Source organism: Cupriavidus plantarum (genome assembly GCF_905397285.1).
Taxonomy (GTDB): domain Bacteria; phylum Pseudomonadota; class Gammaproteobacteria; order Burkholderiales; family Burkholderiaceae; genus Cupriavidus; species Cupriavidus plantarum.
The window spans coordinates 41887-60712 of the sequence record NZ_CAJPUX010000006.1 but is presented as its reverse complement, the minus strand read 5'-3'; the positions used below and the strand labels follow the sequence as shown (position 1 = coordinate 60712).

At 66.5% G+C, this 18826-nt stretch carries 23 protein-coding genes and 1 tRNA gene; 17 read left to right on the top strand and 7 right to left on the bottom strand.

Going from position 1 to position 18826, the window contains the following annotated elements:
* The first annotated feature begins 10 nt into the window (after nt 1-10).
* Nucleotides 11-847 (top strand): septal ring lytic transglycosylase RlpA family protein, encoded by an 837-nt coding sequence (locus tag KHP16_RS22815; RefSeq protein WP_211961208.1) that lies wholly within the window; start codon nt 11-13, stop codon nt 845-847.
* A gap of 101 nt (nt 848-948) precedes the next feature.
* Here KHP16_RS22815 and rsmI read toward each other — a convergent pair whose 3' ends face one another.
* Nucleotides 949-1878 (bottom strand): 16S rRNA (cytidine(1402)-2'-O)-methyltransferase, encoded by a 930-nt coding sequence (rsmI, locus tag KHP16_RS22810; protein WP_109585293.1) that lies wholly within the window; start codon nt 1876-1878, stop codon nt 949-951.
* A 15-nt stretch (nt 1879-1893) separates the two neighbouring features.
* Here rsmI and KHP16_RS22805 point away from each other — a divergent pair, with 15 nt between their 5' ends.
* The 15 genes from KHP16_RS22805 (at nt 1894) to KHP16_RS22735 (ending at nt 12971) form a co-directional block, all read left to right on the top strand.
* Nucleotides 1894-2271 (top strand): YraN family protein, encoded by a 378-nt coding sequence (locus KHP16_RS22805; protein WP_109585292.1) that lies wholly within the window; start codon nt 1894-1896, stop codon nt 2269-2271.
* 58 nt (nt 2272-2329) lie between these two features.
* Entirely contained in the window at nt 2330-2917 is a 588-nt protein-coding gene (locus KHP16_RS22800; protein ID WP_115955647.1) for a phosphoheptose isomerase, read from the top strand.
* Nucleotides 2918-3119: 202 nt separating this feature from the next.
* Nucleotides 3120-4013, top strand: coding sequence for a BON domain-containing protein (locus tag KHP16_RS22795; protein WP_109585290.1), 894 nt, complete (start codon nt 3120-3122; stop codon nt 4011-4013).
* A gap of 3 nt (nt 4014-4016) precedes the next feature.
* Nucleotides 4017-4646: a c-type cytochrome gene (locus KHP16_RS28650; protein ID WP_211961207.1), complete on the top strand. Its 630-nt coding sequence runs from the start codon at nt 4017-4019 to the stop codon at nt 4644-4646.
* A 6-nt stretch (nt 4647-4652) separates the two neighbouring features.
* A complete protein-coding gene (locus KHP16_RS22785) occupies nt 4653-5933 on the top strand; it encodes an NAD(P)/FAD-dependent oxidoreductase (RefSeq protein ID WP_211961206.1) in 1281 nt (426 codons plus the stop codon).
* Between the two features lie 42 nt (nt 5934-5975).
* A complete protein-coding gene (locus KHP16_RS22780; RefSeq protein WP_211961205.1) occupies nt 5976-6911 on the top strand; it encodes an EamA family transporter in 936 nt (311 codons plus the stop codon).
* A gap of 269 nt (nt 6912-7180) precedes the next feature.
* On the top strand, nt 7181-7507 hold the full coding sequence (locus tag KHP16_RS22775) for a c-type cytochrome (protein ID WP_109585286.1): 327 nt from the start codon (nt 7181-7183) through the stop codon (nt 7505-7507).
* Between the two features lie 130 nt (nt 7508-7637).
* Nucleotides 7638-8093 carry a thiosulfate oxidation carrier protein SoxY gene (gene soxY, locus KHP16_RS22770; RefSeq protein ID WP_109585285.1) on the top strand — a complete coding sequence of 152 codons (456 nt, stop codon included), beginning with the start codon at nt 7638-7640 and terminating at the stop codon, nt 8091-8093.
* Between the two features lie 47 nt (nt 8094-8140).
* On the top strand, nt 8141-8452 hold the full coding sequence (soxZ, locus tag KHP16_RS22765; protein ID WP_109585284.1) for a thiosulfate oxidation carrier complex protein SoxZ: 312 nt from the start codon (nt 8141-8143) through the stop codon (nt 8450-8452).
* A gap of 41 nt (nt 8453-8493) precedes the next feature.
* Nucleotides 8494-8952 carry a DsrE family protein gene (locus KHP16_RS22760; protein WP_109585283.1) on the top strand — a complete coding sequence of 153 codons (459 nt, stop codon included), beginning with the start codon at nt 8494-8496 and terminating at the stop codon, nt 8950-8952.
* A gap of 80 nt (nt 8953-9032) precedes the next feature.
* A complete protein-coding gene (gene soxA / locus KHP16_RS22755) occupies nt 9033-9869 on the top strand; it encodes a sulfur oxidation c-type cytochrome SoxA (protein WP_115955659.1) in 837 nt (278 codons plus the stop codon).
* A gap of 14 nt (nt 9870-9883) precedes the next feature.
* Nucleotides 9884-10576: a sulfur oxidation c-type cytochrome SoxX gene (soxX, locus tag KHP16_RS22750; RefSeq protein ID WP_211961204.1), complete on the top strand. Its 693-nt coding sequence runs from the start codon at nt 9884-9886 to the stop codon at nt 10574-10576.
* A 5-nt stretch (nt 10577-10581) separates the two neighbouring features.
* On the top strand, nt 10582-11088 hold the full coding sequence (locus KHP16_RS22745; protein WP_211961203.1) for a TlpA disulfide reductase family protein: 507 nt from the start codon (nt 10582-10584) through the stop codon (nt 11086-11088).
* A gap of 11 nt (nt 11089-11099) precedes the next feature.
* Entirely contained in the window at nt 11100-12824 is a 1725-nt protein-coding gene (gene soxB, locus KHP16_RS22740; RefSeq protein ID WP_211961202.1) for a thiosulfohydrolase SoxB, read from the top strand.
* A gap of 71 nt (nt 12825-12895) precedes the next feature.
* Nucleotides 12896-12971 (top strand) — tRNA-Ala (locus KHP16_RS22735).
* A gap of 53 nt (nt 12972-13024) precedes the next feature.
* Here the strand turns inward: KHP16_RS22735 and KHP16_RS22730 are convergent.
* The 4 genes from KHP16_RS22730 to KHP16_RS22715 form a co-directional block, all read right to left on the bottom strand.
* On the bottom strand, nt 13025-13795 hold the full coding sequence (locus tag KHP16_RS22730) for a hypothetical protein (protein ID WP_211961201.1): 771 nt from the start codon (nt 13793-13795) through the stop codon (nt 13025-13027).
* 1 nt (nt 13796) lies between these two features.
* Nucleotides 13797-14000: a hypothetical protein gene (locus KHP16_RS22725; protein WP_211961200.1), complete on the bottom strand. Its 204-nt coding sequence runs from the start codon at nt 13998-14000 to the stop codon at nt 13797-13799.
* Between the two features lie 32 nt (nt 14001-14032).
* Nucleotides 14033-14269 (bottom strand): hypothetical protein, encoded by a 237-nt coding sequence (locus KHP16_RS22720; RefSeq protein WP_211961199.1) that lies wholly within the window; start codon nt 14267-14269, stop codon nt 14033-14035.
* Nucleotides 14270-14474: 205 nt separating this feature from the next.
* Nucleotides 14475-16085: an Eco57I restriction-modification methylase domain-containing protein gene (locus tag KHP16_RS22715; RefSeq protein WP_244835961.1), complete on the bottom strand. Its 1611-nt coding sequence runs from the start codon at nt 16083-16085 to the stop codon at nt 14475-14477.
* A 283-nt stretch (nt 16086-16368) separates the two neighbouring features.
* Here KHP16_RS22715 and KHP16_RS22710 point away from each other — a divergent pair, with 283 nt between their 5' ends.
* The gene (locus KHP16_RS22710; protein WP_244835992.1) at nt 16369-17238 is read left to right on the top strand and encodes a cation diffusion facilitator family transporter; all 870 of its coding nucleotides are present in this window, start codon (nt 16369-16371) and stop codon (nt 17236-17238) included.
* Nucleotides 17239-17252: 14 nt separating this feature from the next.
* Here KHP16_RS22710 and KHP16_RS22705 read toward each other — a convergent pair whose 3' ends face one another.
* Nucleotides 17253-17882 carry a LysE family translocator gene (locus KHP16_RS22705; RefSeq protein ID WP_109585267.1) on the bottom strand — a complete coding sequence of 210 codons (630 nt, stop codon included), beginning with the start codon at nt 17880-17882 and terminating at the stop codon, nt 17253-17255.
* Between the two features lie 302 nt (nt 17883-18184).
* Nucleotides 18185-18805, bottom strand: a complete 621-nt coding sequence (locus KHP16_RS22700; RefSeq protein WP_115955680.1) for a DNA-3-methyladenine glycosylase I — start codon at nt 18803-18805, stop codon at nt 18185-18187.
* Between the last annotated feature and the right edge of the window lie 21 nt (nt 18806-18826).

Below are 18826 nucleotides of genomic sequence, written 5' to 3'. Positions count from 1 at the left end.
ACTGCGGGCCATGACCAGTCTAGCCGCCATGCGCCCCGCTTTTTCCGTGGGGGCACACCGTTTGCTCAACCGTTGCGCCGTCCTCGCGTGCGCGCTGGTAATGGCCGCCTGCGCGACGCCGCCGGGCGGGAGCGACGGGGCGGACGTCGCCGGTTCCCCCGGCTCCATCGCCACGCCCACGCGCGGGGCTGGCGGCGCCACCAATGGGGGCATCAAGTCCGGGGGCATCAAGTCCGCCCAGCAGGGCAAGACCGATAAATCCGCGAAGACCGAAGGGGCCAAGCCCGACGATCGCGGTAACTGGGACCTGTTTGGCTGGGGCAAGCTGGACCGTGACGCGCCCGACACCAATGCATCGTCGCTCGAAGGCCTGCGCGCCGATATGGGTACGTTCGAGCAGCGCGGCATGGCATCGTGGTACGGCAAGGGCTTTCATGGACGAAAGACCGCGAACGGCGAGCGCTTCGACATGCGCGCGATGACCGCGGCCCACCCGTCGCTGCCGCTCGACAGCTGGGTGCTCGTCCGCAATCTGCGCAACGACAAGGTCGCCGTGGTCCGCATCAACGACCGTGGCCCGTATCACGGCAACCGCGTGCTCGACCTGTCGTACGCGGCCGCCAAGCGCCTGAACTTCGTCGATCACGGCGCCACGCAGGTGGAAATTCGCCGCCTCTCGCGCACGGAAGTCGCCGCGCTCGGCCCGCAGATCGATGCGGGCAACAATGAAGCCGGCGATGGCACCGGCGCGGACGACGTGAGCCCGCCGGACACCGCGAACACGCTGGTGCCCGCGAAGAAGTCGAAGACGGCCGCCAAGGCGCGGACCGTCAAGCGCAAGCGCTGATCCGGCTCAATCGCGTGGGTTCCACCACATAGGTTCACGCGATCGGACAGCCGGTGACGAGCCTCCGCGACCTCCGCGACCTCCACGTCCTTCACGCCGCCTCAGTCGTCCCCGTCGTTCCCACCCCCTCGCTTCTTCGACAGCGCAACCTGATAAAGCGCGTCGGTCTTCGCGCCGGTAATCGCTGCAGCCAGCTTGGCCGCGCGCTTGGCCGGCAATTCCGGCAGCAGCAACTCCAGCACGCGCACGGCCCGCGCGTCAGGCACATCGCCAGCTTCGCCGGCCTCTCCGCCCGCATGGCGCCGCGCTCCCTCCACCACGATCACGAACTCGCCCTTGCCGCGCGTCGCCTCGGCGGCGAGCCACGCCGGAGCGTCGGCCGCCAGCAGCACGGGTGTTTCCTCGAACAGCTTGGTCAACTCGCGGCCGATCATGAGCCGCCGTGCGGGCAACGCGGCCGCCAGCGCGGCCAGCGTGTCGCCGATGCGATGCGGCGCCTCGTAGATGACCCATGGGTGGGCCAGGCCCGCCAGCTCCGCGACGGCCTCGTCGCGCGCCTTGGGCTTGCCGGGCAGAAAGCCGACGAACGTGAAGCGCCCTTCGCCATGCTCGAGCATGTCGCCCGCCACGGACAGTGCCGCGACGGCCGCGCTGGGACCGGGCAGCGGCACCACGCCACGGCCCGCCGCGCGCACCGCCTCCACGAGCCGCGCCCCGGGGTCGGAGATGCCGGGCGTGCCCGCATCGGAGACATAGGCGATACGCTCGCCCGCCGCGAGCCGCGCGACAATACGCTCCGCAGCCTCGCGTTCGTTGTGCTCGTGCACCGCGAGCAGCGGCCGCTGCAAGCCCACGCGGGTCAGCAACTGACCGGTATTGCGCGTGTCCTCGCAGGCGACGGCGTCGACCAGGCCGAGCACATGGAGCGCGCGCAGGGACAGGTCCGCGACATTGCCGATCGGGGTGGCCACCACGTACAGGGTGCCGGGTGGATAGGTCTGGCCAGCGGCCAGCGAGTTCCAGTCAGCCATGCTTGAGAACTTCCCTTGAATCATCCATTCAAAACCACCACGACGCAGGCGGGCGCCCGGGCGGAAGACCGCGCGCTGGCCTGGCTCGAGGCGCATGCCATGACGCTGGTCGTCCGGAATTATCGCTGCAAAGGCGGCGAGATCGACCTGATCATGCGCGCCAATGACGAAACGCTGGTCTTTATCGAGGTCCGCGAGCGGCGCGGCCGCGCGTTCGGCGGCGCCGCGGCCAGCGTCACGACGGCCAAGCAGCGGCGATTGCTGGTGGCCGCGGCGCAGTACCTGCTGACGCTCGATCGCACGCCGCCATGCCGGTTCGACGTGGTCGCGATGGATGGCGGGCGCCTCGAATGGCTGCAGAACGCATTCGATCTCGACGCGGCTGCGTCATAATGCGGCGGCAACAGGTGTCACCCGCAGCAAGCAAGAAGGAAGAAGGCCCAACAGAGCCATGAGCATCGACAGTATCCAGCAGTATTTCCTGGACAGCGCCGACGTCGTGCGGCAGGCCGCGGCGACGATGGCGCCGCAGATCGACGCGGCGGTGGAACGCGCCGTGGCGGCGCTGACGAGCGGCAACAAGATTCTCGCGTGCGGCAACGGCGGTTCGGCCGCCGACGCACAGCAGTTCGCGGCGGAGCTGATCGGCCGGTTCGAGCGCGAGCGGCCCGGTCTCGCGGCCATCGCGCTGACCACGGACGGCTCCATCCTGACAGCGATCGGCAACGATTACGATTTTTCGGTCGTGTTCTCGAAACAGGTCGAGGCGCTCGGCCAGCCTGGAGACGTGCTGCTGGCCCTCTCGTCCTCGGGCAACTCCGCGAACGTGATTGCCGCGATCGAGGCGGCGCGCCATCGCGAAATGACCATCATCGCGCTCACCGGGCGCGGCGGCGGCCAGATCGGTACCATGCTGGAGGAATTCGATATCCATCTGTGCGTGCCAAGCGACCGCACCGCGCGCGTGCAAGAGGTGCACCGCGTGACGCTGCACTGCCTGTGCGATGGCATCGACGACGCGCTGCTGGGCGAGGCCTGAGGCCGCGTCCGGCAAAGTTATCCCGGGTTGTGCACAACGCTATCCACAGCCCGACGCTCTTTATTCACCCCTTATCCACCGGATATCTACCGGCTATCGATCCGGTTATCAACCGGGTTATCGACAGGGAAGGGGCGGTTATCCACCGGATACCCACAATGCAGCATCAACTTCACCGTTATTGCACCGAGCCAAGGACCGCATGAAGAACGTGCTTCTCCCGAACCCATCCCCCTCCGCCACCTCTACCGCCACGTCCGCCCCGGCCACGCGCGCGGCGCGCGGTGCCCGCACTGTCCGCACCGCCATTACCGTCGCCGCGCTGCTCGTTTCCGCGACGCAGCTCGCCGGCTGCTTCCCGGTGCTCGCCGGCGCAATGGCGGGCGGCGTGCTGCTGGCCGCCGACCGCCGTCCCACGGGCACGCAGGCGATCGACCGCGGTCTGCAGCTCGAGATCGAGAATACGCTGAGCTCCCGCTACAGCGGCGGGCAGGCCAGCGTGAGCGTGACGGTCTTCAACCGCAAGGTGCTGCTGACCGGCGAGGCCGCCAACGATCAGATCAAGCAGCAGATCGACCAGTACGTCCGCGGCCTGCCGAACGCGCGTGAGGTCATCAACGAACTGCAGATCACCTCGTCGCCGGGCTTCATGACCACGAGCAACGATGCGTACCTGACCAGCAAGGTCAAGACGCTGCTGGCCACGACCGATGGCGTGCCGGCCAACTCCATCAAGGTCACCACCGACAAGAGCGTCGTGTACCTGATGGGCGTGGTCACGCAGGCCGAGGGCGACAAGGCGACCGACATCGCGCGCAATGCAAGCGGCGTGGCCAAGGTCGTGAAGGCGTTCGACTATGTGAGCGACGCGGAGCGGGCACGTCTCGATCAGGCGGCGGCGGGCGGCAACGGCAATCTCGGCGACACGCCGGTGGGCACGCCCGCGCCGGTGCAGTCCGTGCCCGGCACCGCGCCAAACGCGCCGGTGACGTCGGGCGCGCCCGCGAACACCCCCGTCCCGACCGCGGGCGATGGCACGGTCAGCACCCCGGTGGGTTCGCCCGTCACGGTGCCGGCAGGCCGCAACCTGCCCTGACCGATGCGCGCGCCGCCGGCCGGAATCGTCTGCTCCCTCCGTCGCGCACCGCCCGGCGCAACGGCCCGCGCTCCGAGCGATAGGTCTGTTTGCGCGCTGACGGCGGGGCTCACGGCGGGGCTCACTGCGAGGCTCACTGCGGGGCTCACGGCGGGTCTGACTGCGGATCTGACTGCGGGGCTCACCGCCGGGCTGGCCGTCGCGTGGCCCGCCGCGCTGGCACGCGCGCGGCTGCGTGCGGCCGTCGTAGCGCTGCTCTGCACCGCGCCATGGCTGGCGCAGGCGCAGCCCGCCGCGCCCGACAGCCGGACGACGGTCGGTGTGCAGGCCGAGCGCACGCTGCAGGCGCGCCAGCAAGCCGCCAGTTGCGCGGCATGCCACGGCCCGGACGGCCACGCCCCGGCCGGCAGCCCCATCCCCGGGCTCGCCGGCAAACCGCAGGCCCAGATGGTCGAGCAGATGCTGGCGTTCAAGAACGGCCAACGCGCGGGCACCGTCATGCCGCAGCTCGCGCGCGGCTATAGCGACGCGGAGATCGTCGCCATCGCGGCGTGGTTCGCCGACAGGGGAGGCAACGGCGGCGACAATCCCCGCGGCATCGACGCCATCGACCACGGACAGCCCCGGAGATAGCAGGCCATGCAACGACGATCGTTCCTCCGCGCGCTGTCCGGCGCCGCGGCACTGAGTACGGGTCTGGGCATGCTGACCGCACGCGATGCCCGCGCCGCCGCCAACGCAAAGGTGGTGGTCATCGGCGGCGGCTACGGCGGCGCCACAGCGGCGCGGTATCTGCGCGCGTGGAGCCGCAACACGATCGACGTTACGCTCGTCGAGCCCGACGCGTCGTTCGTCTCGTGCCCGCTGTCGAACCTCGTGGTCGCCGGCCTGCGTTCCATGGCCGATATCACGCGGCCCTACGACACCCTCGCCAGCCGTCATGGCATCCACATCGTCCGCGACACCGTCACCGCCATCGATCCCGCGCGCCGGACGGTCAGGCTGGCCGGCGGTACCACACTCGCTTACGACCGGCTGGTGCTGTCCCCCGGCGTGGAGATGCAGACCAGCGCGATCGCGGGACTGGGCCGTCCCGGCGCCGACCAGATCGTGCATGCATGGAAGGCCGGCCCGCAGACCGAGGTCCTCGCGAAACAGCTGGCCGCCATGCCCGACGGTGGCACATTCGCGATCACCGTGCCGCTGGCTCCGTACCGCTGCCCGCCCGGCCCCTACGAGCGCGCGAGCCTCGTGGCCGACTACCTCAAGCGCAACAAGCCGCGCAGCAAGGTGCTCATCCTCGACGCGAACCCTGACATCACGTCCAAGGGCGCGCTGTTCCGGCAGGTCTGGCAAACGCGTTACGCGGGAATGATCGAGTACCGCCCGCAATACGACACCATCGACGTCGATCCCGCCACGCGGACACTCAAGTTCGATGTGCAGGACGACGAAAAGGCCGACGTGATCAACCTCCTGCCGCCGCAGCGCGCGGGCGCGATCGCGGTGGCCACGGGCCTCGCCACGGCCAACGGCCGCTGGTGCGAGGTGGACTTCATGACGATGGAGTCGCGCGTCGCACCCAATATCCACATCATCGGCGACGCGATCCAGATCGCGCCGCTGATGCCGAAGTCGGGCCACATGGCCAACCAGCATGGCAAGGTGGCCGCGGGCGCCATCGTCGCGCTGCTGGCGGGGCAACCGCCGAATCCCACGCCGCTCTATAACAACACCTGCTACAGCTTCACGTCCGCAGACGAGGCGATCCACATCGCCAGCGTGCATCGCTACGATGCCGCGCAGAAGACGATGGTGACGGTGCCGGGTTCGGGCGGCCTCTCGCCGGCACCGAGTCCGCTCGAGGGCCGCTACGCGCAGGCCTGGGCGCAGGGCATCTGGACGGACATGCTAGGCTAGCGGCCCCCCAGGTCCCTTGTCCGCCCCGGCGGCTCCCCCCTCATGCTAGCTAAAGACCGCCTGCTCGCCCTCGGCATCATCCTCGTGTGGGGTCTGAACTTCGTGGTGATCCGGGTCGGACTGAACGGCATGCCGCCGATGCTGCTTGGCGCGCTGCGATTCCTGTTCGTCGCCTTCCCCGCCATCCTCTTCGTGCCGCGCCCGCGCGTGCCATGGCGGAAGCTGCTGGCCTACGGCGGCTTCATCAGCCTGGGGCAGTTCGCGTTCCTGTTCTATGCGATGGCCGTCGGCATGCCCGCCGGGCTGGCCTCCCTCGTGCTGCAATCGCAGGTGTTCTTCACCGTCGCGTTCGCGGCCCTGTATCTGCGCGAGCCCGTGCGCTGGCACCATCTGGCGGGGATGCTCGTCGCCGCGGGCGGCCTCGCGCTGATCGGCACGGGAATGTCCGGCAGCGCGGGAAGCGGCCACGGCATGACGCTCGCCGGCTTCGTGCTGACGCTGTGCGCCGCGGCCAGCTGGGCCACCGGCAATATCGTCAGCAAGACGATCGGCCCCGTGGATCTGCTCGGGCTGGTCGTGTGGGGCGCGCTCGTGCCCATCGTGCCATTCGCGCTGCTGTCGCTCGCGTTCGAGGGCCCCGCGCGCATCGAGGCCAGTCTGACGCACCTGTCGGGCATGGCCATCTTCGCGGTTGCCTATCTCGCGTACGCCGCCACGATCTTCGGCTACACGATCTGGGGCCGCCTGCTGAACCGCTATCCGGCCAGCAAGGTCGCGCCGCTCACGCTGCTGGTGCCGCCGGTGGGGCTGATCTCCTCGCACCTGCTGCTGGGCGAGGACCTTGCCGCCGCGCAATGGATCGGCGCCGCCGTTGTCATGGCGGGCCTGCTCGTCAGCGTGTTCGGCGGGCGCCTGCCCGTTGCAGGACGGCTGGCCGCATCGCCGGCCTCGTCACGATCGCCCCAAAATAAGGGTTAACCCTCGGGTCGGGGCCGCGACCATTCGCCGCGGGTATATCGCGCTGTCATATCGCGCTGTCATATCGCGCTGTCATATCGATATCACCGCAGCGTCCGTAGGGCATTGGATTCTTGAGGCAAAATAGCGGACTGGCCGCTTATGCCCGGGGAACATCGGGCACCGCCCCCCATCCTGATCACCGATTCGATGCGGGTGGCCAGCCCGCGCCGCGCGACTGCGGCGCCTTTTGCCGTCCCCACGGCTTACGAGTTTGGAGCCAACGAAACATGAAGCAGTTCGTAATCGCAACGCTGATGCTGGCGGCCGCCGCGTCGGCGCACGCCGTCGATGCCGCCAAGGCGCAGGACATCGCCAGCAAGAATGCCTGCATGGGTTGCCATCAGGTGGACAAGAAACTGGTGGGTCCGTCGTTCAAGGACGTGGCGGCTAAGTACAAGGGTGACAAGGGCGCGCTGGCCAAGCTGACCGCCAAGGTCAAGAACGGCGGCGCCGGTGTCTGGGGTCCCGTGCCGATGCCCGCGAACGCGGGTGTCAGCGATGCGGACATCAAGACGGTGGTCGAGTGGGTCCTCGCGGGCGCGCCGGCGAAGTAAGCCTGACAACGTAAGTTGCAGAAGTAAGTTGCAGAAATAAGCGTCATCAGCAGTCACGGCGGCGGCCACCGACACGACAGGGTGGCCACCGCCGGCAGCGCAGTCAAAACGGGTAGAGACAAGAGACGACATGAACCAGAAACGACGAGACGTCCTGCGGGTCACCGCCGTGCTGTCGCTGATGGCCGCCACCGGCCTGATCAGCGAGGCGCAGGCCGCCGAATGGAACAAGAATGCGTTTGACGGCAAGAGCGTGGCCGACGTGATCAAGGCGCTCGGCGGCAATGGTACGGAGAAGTCCGGTTCCATCACCTTCACCGCGCCCGACATCGCCGAGAACGGCGCCGTGGTGCCCGTGGCCGTGACGAGCAGCATCCCCGATACCGAACAGATCGCGATCCTGGTGGAGAAGAACCCGTACACGCTGGCGGCGGATTTCAGGATCCCGGCGGGTACGGAGCCGTTCGTTTCCACGCGCGTCAAGATGGGCCAGACCTCGGTCGTCTACGCGGCGGTCAAGGCCGGTGGCAAGTGGTACGTGGCACAGAAGGAAATCAAGGTCACGCTCGGCGGCTGCGGCGGCTGACGACCTGACGACTTTCATCCCCATCCACGACCAGCAGGAGAGAACACATGGCAGATCCGATGCGCGTCCGCGCCACCGAGAACGGTGGTGTCGTTGACGTCAAGATTCTGATGAAGCACGACATGGAAACGGGCCAGCGCAAGGATGCGAGCGGCAAGACCGTTCCGGCCTGGCATATCCAGACCGTCGTCGCGCAGTGCAATGGCAAGGAAGTCTTCAACGCGCAGTTCGGCACGGCGGTGTCCAAGGATCCGTTCCTGAACTTCAAGTTCAAGGGCGGCAACAAGGGCGACAAGGTCACGGTGACCTGGGTCGATAACCGCGGCGACAAGCGCACCGACGAAGCGACCATCGCCTGAGTCGGCAACGCGTTCACACGCAAAACAGGAAGGAACGCAGCATGCGGCGAGCATTCTTCAAGGCCACCGCGGCGCTCGCCGCGGCGGGTCTGTCCGCGAAGGCGATGGCGCAGGGTGGCGCTGCCACGCAAGCGAAGGGCGGAAACCAGGTCAAGGTCGTCTATCAGATGTCGGAGGGGCTCGATCAGGCCGTTCGCATGATGAGCAACCTGCGAAACCATCTGAACGGGGCGCCGGGCACGAAGATCGTGGTGGTGGCGTTCGGGTACGGCATCGACTTCCTGCTGGAAGGCGCCAAGGATTCGCGCGGCAATGCATTCGATGCTCCCGTGGCCGCGCTGGCCGCCGACGGCATCGAGTTCCGCGCCTGTGGCAACACGCTGGCCGCGCGCCGGATATCGCCGTCGAGCCTGCTGCTCGAGGCCAAGGTCGTTCCCGCGGGCGTGGTGGAAGTTGCCAACCTGCAGTTCAACGAAGGGTACGCGTACATCAAGCCGTAACGCTGTCACGGCCCGTACGCCCGAATCCCTCCATAACGCGAACGATGCGGGAGCCACCGCATCGCGAGGAGAAGGTCCCCATGCAGAACCATCGACGCCGCCCCGCTGCGGCGCTGCTGGCCATCGCCGGCGCAGCCGCCGTGGCTGCCACGGTCGCCGCGCTGCCCGCACAGGCGCAGGGCAGCACCGCCGAAGAGCTCGCCAAGTACCGCCAGATGCTGGCCGAAGGCAATCCCGCCGAGCTGTGGGAAGCCGCCGGCGAGGAACTGTGGAAAAAGCCGGCCGGCCCGAAGAACGCATCGCTGGAACAGTGCGACCTGGGCAAGGGCCCGGGCGTGACCAAGGGTGCGTACGCCGAGCTGCCGCGCTACTTCAAGGATGCGGGCAAGGTCATGGACCTCGAGCAGCGGCTGGCCTGGTGCCGCGTGACGCTGCAGGGCCTGACGCCCGCGCAGGCGACGGCGAACCCGTTCTCCTCGCCGGGCAAGGCCTCCGATATCGAGCGCCTGGTGTCGTTCGTCACCGGCGAATCCCGCGGCGTGAAGATCAACGTCCAGCTGAACACGCCGGAAGAGAAGAAGACGTACGCCCTCGGACAGAAGATGTTCTTCTACCGCGGCGGCGCCTACGACTTCGCCTGCGCCACCTGCCATGCGGTGGATGGCCAGCGCATCCGTCTGCAGGACCTGCCGAACCTGCTGCACGCGAGCGGCGCGCAGGCGGCCTACACGACATGGCCCGCCTATCGCGTCTCGCAGGGGGAGGTCCGCACGATGCAGCACCGGCTGTACGACTGCCTCCGCCAGCAGCGCTTTCCCGAACCCGACTACGGTTCCGACGTGATCACCGCCCTGACGATGTTCCTCGCGAAAAATGCGAATGGCGGCACGTATGACGGTCCGAACCTGAAGCGCTGAGCGGGAGAGCCAATATGAATCGAATCCATGCATGGATGCTGACGACCGCCGTTTCCATGGCGGCGGGCGGCATCGGAACCCACGCGCTCGCACAGGATGCGAAGTCCGTGGCGCCGAAGGCCAGGGCTGCGGCCAGCAAGGCGGTGCCGGTTGCCGACGTTGGCGACGGCGACCTCAAGAAGCTCATCGCGCTGTCATTCCACTCCAAGGGGCCCGCCACGCTCGATGGCGTGCTTCAGCAGGACCCGACGCAGCAGGCGTGCAGCCAGTACCCGGATCGCACCAGCGTGCCCGAGCCGGTGGCGAAGAAGATCGAGGCCGCCGAGATCAGGCAGGTCAAGTATCCCGCCGACGGCAAGTACCTCGGCGACTGGAAGGTGGGCGAGCAGATCGCGCAGAACGGCCGCGGCATGCAGTTCTCCGATCCTGTCGGCGGCACCAACGGCGCCAACTGCTACGCGTGCCACCAACTCACCAAGGCCGAGATCTCGTTCGGCAATATCGGTCCGTCGCTGTATCAGTACGGCAAGCTGCGCGGTAACTCTGAAGCGGTCATCAAGTACACGTGGGGCAAGATCTGGGACTCGAACGCGTTCAGCGCCTGTTCCAACATGCCGCGCTTCGGGCACAAGGGCATCCTCACCGAGCAGCAGATCCGCGATGTGATGGCGCTGCTGCTGGACCCGGCCTCGCCGGTCAACCAGTAAGCCCGATGCGCGCGCGCCGTCGGTTCCTGACGCTCGCGCTCGCCGCCGGACTTGCGTCCGTGGCCGGCGTGGGTGGCGTGGCGGGGGCAGCCGAGGTGGGTGACGTCGTCACGCTGCCCGCCGTGCCACTGCTCGACGGCCGTACGGTGCCGCCATCCCACTGGGCCGGCAAGCCGCTGGTCATCGAGGTGTGGGCGTCATGGTGTCCGTTCTGCGCGCTGCAGAACCCGCGTCTGCAGGCGCTCTACGACAGCACGCGCAAGGCCGGGCATCCGCTTCAGGTGCTGACCATCAGCATCGACAAGGAACCGAAAGTCGCCGCCGACTACCTGAAGCAGCGCGGCTACACGTTCCCGGCCACGATGGACTCGCCCGATCTGCGCAAGGCGCTGGGTCCGCGCAAGGGCCTGCCGGAACTGTATGTCCTGGACGCGCGCGGACGCGTCGTCCAGAAGGAGCTCGGCGAGATGCTCGACGACGACGTGGCCGCGCTGGCCCGTTACGCGAAGTAGGCCAAACACGCATGAATCGGCGCGAATTTCTCCAGATACTGGCCGTCGCGGGGGCTGGCGGCATGGCGTTCCCCACGAACGATGCGCTGGCCGCGAAGGCTGTGGATAACCTCTATGACGTGCCGCGCTTCGGCAACGTCCATCTGCTGCACTACACCGATTGCCATGCGCAACTGCGGCCGATCCATTTCCGCGAACCCAACGTCAATCTCGGCGTGGGAGAGTGGGCCGGCAAGCCGCCGCATCTGGTGGGCGACGCGTTCCTGCGCACCTACGGCATCGCGCCGGGCAGTGCCGCCGCGCATGCATTTACCTGTCTCGACTTCACGCAGGCGGCGCGTCGCTATGGCAAGGTCGGCGGGTTTGCGCATCTCTCCACGCTGGTCCAGCGCATGAAGGCGAGCCGGCCGGGCGCGTTGCTGCTCGACGGCGGGGACACGTGGCAGGGTTCCGCCACCGCGTTGTGGACGCAGGGGCAGGACATGATCGATGCCGCGCTGCTGCTCGGCGTCGATATCATGACGGCACACTGGGAAATGACGCTCGGCGCGGAGCGGGTGCGCGAGGTCGTGGACAAGGATTTCAAGGGGCGGGTCGCGTTCCTGGCCCAGAACATCAAGACCAGCGATTTCGGCGATCCGGTGTTCGACGCGTACACGATGCGCGAGATGAACGGCGTGCCGGTGGCGATCATCGGTCAGGCGTTTCCGTACACACCGATCGCCAACCCGCGTTATTTCGTGCCGGACTGGACGTTCGGCATTCAGGAAGAGAGCCTCCAGCAGGTCATCGACGATGCGCGCGGCAAGGGCGCAAAGGTCGTGGTGCTGCTGTCGCACAACGGCATGGATGTGGACCTGAAACTCGCCTCGCGCGTGCGCGGGCTGGATGCCATTCTCGGCGGCCACACGCACGACGGCATCCCCGCGCCGGTGCCGGTACGCAATGCGGGTGGCACGACGCTGGTGACCAACGCGGGCTCCAACGGCAAGTTCCTCGGCGTGCTCGACTTCGACGTCCGCAACGGCCGCGTGATGGACTTCCGCTACAAGCTGCTGCCGGTCTTCGCGAACTACCTGCCGGCGGACGCACGGATGAACGACCTGATCACGCGCGTCAGGGCACCGTTCGAACCAAAGCTCAACGAAGTGCTGGCGGTGAACAAAGGCCTGCTGTACCGCCGCGGCAACTTCAATGGCACCTTCGACCAGCTGATCCTGGACGGCCTGATGGCGGTGCAGGACGCCGACATCGCGTTCTCGCCGGGCTTCCGCTGGGGCACGACGCTGCTACCGGGCGAACCGATCACGATGGAGGCGCTGATGGACCAGACGGCCATCACGTACCCGTACACCACCGTCACGCCGATGACCGGCGAGACGATCAAGACGGTGCTGGAGGACGTGGCGGACAACCTGTTCAATCCGGACCCGTACTACCAGCAGGGCGGGGACATGGTCCGGGTGGGCGGCCTGCAATACACGATCGACCCCAACCAAACGATCGGCCACCGCATCACGGATATGCGCCTGAACGGCAAACCGCTGGAGGCCGGCAAAACCTACAAGGTCGCCGGCTGGGCCCCCGTCTCCGAAGACGCCCGCCAGTCCGGCGGCAAGCCGATTTGGGACGTGATGGCCCAATGGCTCCGCACGAACAAGGAAGTCACCGCCCGCCCGCTGAACGTCCCCAAAGTGGTCGGCATGGACGGCAACCACGGCATATCCCCCGCCTGAATCCCATGGTCGTGCGCCTGCAACGGCACGATTGAAAACGCAAAAGGTTTTGCGCTAGAATCATCCGCTACGGGCCGATAGCTCAGCTGGGAGAGCGCTGCGTTCGCAATGCAGAGGTCGGGAGTTCGATCCTCCTTCGGTCCACCAATTTCCTTTCAGAACAACGCACTACGTCTGACGATGTGGTGCGTTGTTTTGTTTTATGCGGCGGAAGATCCTAGGGACAGATATGTCACGTTAAGCGTCCTGATCTCGTCATAGCGCAGAACGAAAACGTCCCCCGCGATGGGATAGAAGCGACTTGTGTCTTCCTTGTGCTGACCCATTGCGGCGTCGTACGCACGATCGGGGGCTAGCTTACGGCGCTGGGCATGCACCAGGAGGAGCCGGTCCAGGTCGCCGGCTTCGCTAACTTCGTAGTCCAGCATCATGCCTTGATACAGGTACGAGCCTTCTGCCTTGAACTCGACGACTGCCGCCACCACCGTACCGTCCACCTCTCGGGCGTCGGGATGGTCGAGCCCCGAGAAAAGGTAATACCAGGGTGCCTCTCCTCGTACCCACTGTGTCGACCATTTCCCGCGGCAGTCCAGACCGCAGCATTCGACGAGCAGACGCCAGGCCAAGGCGCTTGCCAATGCCAGGCCGATGGTAGAGGCGAAGTACTTCAGCGGCGCCGTCGGATGGTCATTCAGCCAGGCGAGGCCGCTCGCGACATCCGTCAGCGCGCTAGTGCCGCCGACAAGGAGTCGGACAGCGTCTCCGATATCGATTCTGTAACCCAGCCACTGTGTGGCAATCGCGGCCACAACGAGGTTCGCGCAGGCGGCACATAGCAACGCTTGCAGCGCAACGGCACTGAATGCGGTGTGGTCAAACGTTCTGACTTCCCGTCTCTGGACGAAGAGCCGGAAGACAAAGCCCGGAAGGACCAGTAGAAAGAGAAGGACGGCCGGAAATGCAATATTCATCTCACGCGCCGCTGCCGAAGACCCGAAGCAGCTTGGGCCAATAGCAGACAGGCTTGCCTTCCGCATCAAGGGTTTCGATCTTCATCTGGGCTTCGCCACCAACGTTTGCGGATGCCAGAAAGACGCGCAATTGCTCCGCCGCTGCGGGGTCGCGTAGAACGTTTTCGAGCCTTTTGCTGCGTATCACTTTCATGCGTCGCGGCATGGTCTTCTCCAAGATCAGGGCAAGGCGACGCTTCAGATGCGCGCTTCCTCATAGCCCTCGCGATCCTCGCAAGCGGTCATCAACCGGTGCGCGAAGCGGAAGACCATGAAGGCAAATCCGCCCGCAACCAGCCAGCCGGCGGCGAGCAAGGCGTGCTCCGACCATGGAGCGTCCGGGCGATAGGCAGCGACGAGGCTTGCGACCCCGGGAATCAATCCGAGGACGCCGTACATATGGGCGACAAAATGGGAAGCGCGCATGGCGGGCATGGGTCGATCTCCGGCGGGGAGGTGCCCGGCTCGCCTCGATGTTTGCGACGCTGGGCAGCAATGTTTCCGGCCATGCTAGCGCGCTTCGCAATGGCGCTGGTGTGTCAACTTGTTAAATCGCGAGGGCAGCCGGTTCGCCCTGTCGCAATCAAGGGACAGTCGGCGAAATTAAGCGTAGAGCGATTTCCATCGCCATGCTCAGGCCCTACCGCGTCGCGTCGATGATTGACCCCAGCCGCTCCAGCGTCGGAATCCGCAACCGTTCGATTTCCTTCGGCTCGAACTTCGTCAAGCCTCCCGCATAGGTCCGCCCACCGCCGGTATCGATATTGGCATTGAGCCACGCCGTCAGCCCATGCATGACCTCCGGCGCCAGCACCTCGCGCGGATACAGCCCGTGCGCGATGTTGATATGCCGCGCGTCGCATGTGTTGACCGTGAACTGCGGCGGGCGTCTGGCCATGTAGGTGCAGAGGATCGGGGCAGGGGCCTTGAGGCCGACTGACCACCATGCCTTGCGGTGGGTCGCGATATAGCCCTCGTGCGCGCCTTGCTCCCGGGCCCACGACAGGAATGCGTCGATATGTTTTCGCTCCTCGTGCGAGAAGCCGTCGAAGTCTCTCGGCAGGTCGATGACGAGCCGTAATGCCCCGGCCTTATGCAGATGCGCGCCCGCCTGAATCAGGTCCATCGCCTTGGTGACCGATGGATACTTGACCCGCGCCGGGAGATCGCGCGCGTGGGGGCCCGCGATCCAGATGTCGTTAGCGCCCGTGACCTGTCCGCGATGCACGCGGAACAAGTCACCGAGTTCGATCTCGCCGGCGCGCGGCGCCGTCGAGGGGCGCACGATGATCGACCACTTGTGCGCGGACTGCAGTGTCTTGCGCGCGATGGGTGTGCCGCCGTCGAGCGTACCTAACGCCGGCAGCGCGTCCACCGCGTGCACGGTGACGGGCTCGGTCTGCTCGCCAACCCGGAAGCACGTGATCGCCGCGGTCGTGGCCGTGCCGGGAAACGCCTCGACCGTTGGTGCGAGCACGTGCAGTGCCGTGCCACCCAGTTGATCGATCAGCAGCTTGCGAAGCGCGGACCCATAGTTCACGTCCATCCACTCGGCCGATGTGATGAACGCGCCGACATCGCCCTCTTGCGCCAGCAACCGCGTTTGCAGAAAGAAATGCAGATGGAGCCCTGCCAGCGCGCTCGCCTTGATGCCGAGCGATGCAAAGCGCTCGGCGTACCAGGCCTTCCATTCCTCGCCGATATCGTGGTGCCGCACATAAGGCGGATTGCCGATGAACGCCGTCATGCCGGCCACGCGCGGCAAGCTGACTCTGCGGTAATCGTCGACTATCACCGTCACGCGATCCTGCCACCCGCGCGCGGCCACGTTCGCTCGCAGCATCAGCGCGGCAAGCGGGTCCATTTCCACGGCGACGAGCTCCGCATCGGGGAACCTCTCGCCCGCGGCGAGGATAAAGCGCCCGGAACCGGCGCCGGGATCGACGATCCTTGCGGGCGTGCCCCGCGTGACCAGCCACGCCATCATCGCGTCCACGATCCGCTGCGGCGTGTAGACGGCACCCGCGGCGCGACGGTCCTCGGCTGCGCGAAGGATGGCAAACGCGTCGCCCAGCGGATCGCCACCCGACGCGATCTGCGCGCGCACCGCGCGCACGGCGATGTGATCCACAGCCTCGGCTGAGGCCGACCACCCGCGCTCGGCTTCGGACAAGCCGCTGCCGTCTCCCGCGAGATCGCCCATGACAGCGCCACCGACAGCGCCACCGACAGCGCCCATAGCGTCGTCCATCGCGTCATCCATAGCGTCCCCGATGAGCGCGCGACACATCGCCACCAACGCCCCTTGGGTCCGCAACGCGAACGCCTCGCGCGGAACGTCTTCGGCCGTGATACGCATGCGGGGATCTTTGAGCGACATGACCCGGAGCGTAGCATGCTAGTCTCGTACGCTCACACTCAGCACCGCAAGGCCGTTCAAGCCCGGTACCATCAAGCCCATGATCCCGAGCCAAGCCGAAACCGCCACGCCCTCGGTGGACTCCTCCATCGACGCCTCCATCGACGCCGACGCGATGGAAGTCCGCCACGCCGCCGCCCGCCGCAGCACCCTCGTCAGCGTGTTCGTCAACATCGCGCTGACCATCGTGCAGGCGGTCATCGGCGTCATCGCCGGCTCGCAGGCGCTGATCGCCGATGCCGCGCACTCGCTCTCGGACCTCGTTTCGGACTTCGTGGTGCTCATCGCGGGCCATCACAGCCGCAAGGACGCCGACCTCGATCACCCCTATGGTCACCAGCGCTTCGAGACCGCCGCCTCGCTGGCGCTGGGCGCGCTGCTGCTCGCCGTCGGTGTGGGCATGCTGTGGACGGCGGTCCAGAAGATCGAGCATCCGGAGCAGGTCCAGCCCGTCAAGCTCGTCGCATTATGGGTGGCCATCGGCGCGCTCATCGCCAAGGAACTGCTGTTCCGCTACATGCTGCGCGTGGCCGAACGCGTGCGCTCGAGCATGCTGGTCGCCAATGCGTGGCACGCCCGTTCGGACGCCGCGTCATCGCTCGTGGTCGCGCTCGGTATCGGCGGCAACCTGCTCGGCTATCACGTCCTCGATCCCGTGGCCGCGATCGTGGTCGGCCTGATGGTCGCGCGCATGGGCTTGCAGTTCGGATGGGACGCGCTCAGCGACCTGATGGACCGCGCGGCCGACGAGGATACGGTTGAAGCGCTACGCCAGGCGATGCTGGAAACCCCCGGCGTGCTCGGGCTGCACGACCTCAAGACGCGCAAGATGGGCGACCTGATCCTGGTCGATGTCCATCTGGAAATTGCCGCGGATCTGACCGTCGAGCAGGGACACGCGATCGCGGTCGCCGCCCGCGAAAGCGCGATGCGCCGCGACGACGTGCTCAACGTGATGACGCACGTCGATCCGGTAAGACGATAAGGCGCGATGCCTGGTCAGCGCAGGTCAGCCCGCCTATAGAGACTCAAGCCTACCGCCAGAAACGCCAGCATTCCCGCGCAGCTCCGGTTGATCCATTTGAGCGTCCGGGCCGATAACGTGCGCACCGCGTGGCGTCCCCCCAGCGCATAGATCGTCATCACGATCAGGTTGATCGTCGCGCTGATCGCCGCCAGCACCGTGTACTGCAGGGCGATGGGCCCATCCGCATGCACGAACTGCGGCAGGAACGCCGACACGAACAGCAGCGCCTTGGGGTTGGACAGCGCCACGAACAGCGCGCGCAGGAACGCGGCCCGCCCGCTGGCGGAAGCATCGTCTCGCTCGGCCACTAGCGCGTGCGTCGGCGAACGCCAGATGACCCACGCCAGATAGAGCAGATACACCGCGCCGATCCACTTGATAGCCTCGAACAGCCGCTCGGACGCCAGCAGCAGCGCGCCCAGCCCGCAGCCGACCGTCCCGATCAGGATCAGGTCCGCCAGCACGGCGCCCGCCATGCCGCAGGCGGCCACGCGCATGCCACGCGTCGCGCCATTGTTGAGAGCAAGCAGCACGGTGGGGCCCGGCGTGGCGATCACCGCCGATACCGCCATCGTGTAAAGCAGCAACGTCGTCGCGTCCATCGATCCAGTCCTGTGGAAAACTTCGGGAAAACCCTGTGGTCACGCTGGGGGCTCGCCAGGGGATGCGCTGTGGAGCGTATACGAACAACTCGGCCGCCTCGACGTATACGCGAAAGGGCCTGTGGATGAATCGACGTATACGCACAGCGTTGCCCAGATGGTTGTGGGCGCCGCAACTCCCTGAACCAGAAGAGAAAGTTACGGTTATCCACGGCGAGTGGCGTGCGTTAACTACTACTACTACTATTTTTGTATACGTAAACCTTACGGTAAACCGTAAACGTATACGCGCCGCGCCCAGATCAGCGCGGCACCTTGAAAGACTTCCTCGCCCGCAGAACTTCCGCGCGCGTCGCGCAACCTTCCACGTGATCGTTGACGAGGCCCATGGCCTGCATCAACGCATACATCGTGGTCGGCCCGACAAACTTCCAGCCACGCTTCTTGAGATCTTTGGACAGTGCAATCGATTCGGGCGACGTCGTCATGGCGGCCAGCGCCTCGCGCGTGATCTTCTTCGGCCGGGTGGCGGGTTTGGGTTCAAAGCGCCAGAAGTAGGCGGCGAGCGAAGGCTCGGTCTCGAGCAGCTCCAGTGCGCGCTGGGCATTGTTGATGGCGGCCTCGATCTTGCCGCGATGGCGCACGATGCCCGCATCGCCCAGCAGCCGCTCCACGTCGCGCTCGTCGAAGCGTGCGACCTTGCGGATGTCAAAATTGGCGAAAGCCTTGCGGAAGGCCTCGCGCTTGCGAAGGATCGTCAGCCAGCTCAGGCCGGACTGGAAGCCTTCCAGGCAGAGCTTCTCGAACAGGCGCCGGTCATCGTCGACCGGAAAGCCCCATTCGTTGTCGTGATAGTGGCAGTAGTCCTCGATGGTGCCGCACCAGCTGCACCGTTGGGGAACCGCACTCTGGGATTGGGTCATCTTGATAAATCCGCGGGAAGA